The sequence below is a fragment of the Streptomyces sp. MK37H genome, from assembly GCF_018035285.1.
In the GTDB taxonomy this organism is placed as follows: Bacteria; Actinomycetota; Actinomycetes; order Streptomycetales; family Streptomycetaceae; genus Streptomyces; species Streptomyces endocoffeicus.
On the sequence record NZ_JAAAYH010000783.1, the window covers coordinates 1 to 1,852 of the forward strand.

Annotated in this window: 2 protein-coding genes and 1 pseudogene; 1 reads left to right on the forward strand and 2 read right to left on the reverse strand. The window is 72.8% G+C overall.

What is annotated here, in order from left to right:
• Positions 1-228 (reverse strand): hypothetical protein (locus tag GWI24_RS43860; RefSeq protein ID WP_210951585.1); only part of this gene is annotated, 228 nt, incomplete at its 3' end.
• Positions 229-974: 746 nt separating this feature from the next.
• Here GWI24_RS43860 and GWI24_RS43865 point away from each other — a divergent pair.
• Entirely contained in the window at positions 975-1,298 is a 324-nt protein-coding gene (locus tag GWI24_RS43865) for a hypothetical protein (RefSeq protein ID WP_210951586.1), read from the forward strand.
• A 229-nt stretch (positions 1,299-1,527) separates the two neighbouring features.
• On the opposite strand, the pseudogene GWI24_RS43870 reads toward GWI24_RS43865, so the two are convergent.
• Positions 1,528-1,852: pseudogene (locus GWI24_RS43870) on the reverse strand (LysR family transcriptional regulator); the annotation flags it as partial.

The following is a 1,852-nucleotide window of genomic DNA, read 5'->3' on the forward strand; positions in this document are numbered from 1 at the left end:
GTGCTCGGCCACGGCGCCGATGCCGAGGCGGATGTGCCCCGGGGAGCCGCTGCCGCCGGACGGACCGCCGAGCACCCCGGCCGCGGCCTCGGCCAATTCCTTGACGGGCAGCGCCTCGTCGGCGGGGGTGCCGCTGGTGAGCGGGAGGAAGCCGGGGACTCCGGTCGGGGGCGGGTCGCCGAAGCCGCCCAGGGCGGTGGTGTCGGCACCACGGCGGGAGAGAGCCATGAGGTGTGTCTCCGATGAGCAGGGGTTGGGTGGGTGGCCGGAGCGCCTGTCGGCCCGTGCCGTCGCCCGATCCGCTCCCCTCCTCGCACATCCGTCGTCCACTCCCTCGAACCAGTGGCGCGAAGGTCTCGGCGAGGCAAGTTGACGCGCCGTCATGCCCCACGGCGCACGGGAGTGCGGCCCCGTACGGGCAGACGGATCACACGCGAGAAACAGCTGGGAGAAGGCGCCCCGGCGGGCAGCCGTCAATGCCTCAACAACACTGCGCGCTCACCACTCGACCGAGGTCGACGTGGTGGCGGTGCACCAAAAGCGTGGAGGCCATGGGCGCCACCCAACACCGGCATTCGTGTACTGGTCAAGCGGCGACCATGATGCGGAACGGTGGAGGGCCGCCGGGCGCACCGCGCATCTCACCATGCGGCCCGCTGTTGACCTGGGCCAACGGGAATGTGAGCCCTCGCCGAACACGTCATCCCCGAACTGCGCCGCCGGGGGCTGTTCCGGGACGACTACGCGGGCACCACGCTGCGCGACCACTTCGGCCTGGCCGACCCCCGGTCGCCCGGTACACACCCGACACGGCGGAGGTGCTGGTCCGATGACCCGCCGGCTCAGTCTGCCGGTGAACATCACCGGCGTCGGAAACCACCCCGGGGCCTTGACCCTGCCCGGCCGGGCCCCGGACGCCTACGTCGACCCGGACCACCATCTGCGGGTGGCCCGGGTACGGGGCCGAGGCCACCGTGCTGCGCGCGGCCGCCGCCATCGACCGCGCCCTCGCCGCCCCCCGCGGCGAGGACGGCGTCGCGGGCGGCGAACCGGCGCTCGCCGAGGCGGCCACCGAGGTGGCGCAGGCGCAGGTGGTGGCCGCCCAGGCGGCCCTGCGGGCGGCGGAGCGGCTGTACGACGTGGGCGGGGCCTCGGCCACCCGGCGCGAGTTCAACTTCGACCGCCACCGGCGCGACGCCCGCACCCTGGTCAGCCACAATCCGATCGCCCACAAGGCACGTGTGGTGGGCGACTGCCTCCTCAACGCCGAACCGCCACCGCTGACGGGGTTCTTCTGACGATGTCCTCGGCGCGGAAAGCCGCCGCGCGTAAGGTTCCGCTGCCCGCAACCCTTGTGTCCGCCGACCATCCCGAAAGAGAAGGAAGACACCGAAGAGATGACCACGTACCGCACCCTCGGCCGTACCGGCGAACCGCTGCGGCCGAGCATGGCCAGAGCGTACGGAAGTCAAGTTCCGCAGCTCCCGAAGGCTGCAATGACGACTTCATTCGGCTGCCATGTTCGCGTTACATGACGCTGGATGGAGTCCCCGCGGTGTCCATTTCGCGGAAGCCGAGCAGGGCTCGTACCGCCTCGACGGTGGCCCCGGCCAGGGAGGGGTCGCAGCCGCTGCGGGCTCGGGCGCTGAGGCGGACCGGGGGGACGGCGGGGAGGTCGTGGCGTGGCGTGAGGCCATCAGGGTACGGATCGCCGGGGACGGCGAGCAGGGCGGCGCCGAGTCCGGCGCGGGCCGCGTCCAGAACTCCCGCGAGGTATCCGGCCTCGGCGACCACGGTGGCGGCCGTGTGGTGGGAAGCGAGCGCGGTCAGGGCGCGGCGGCGGATCACGCAG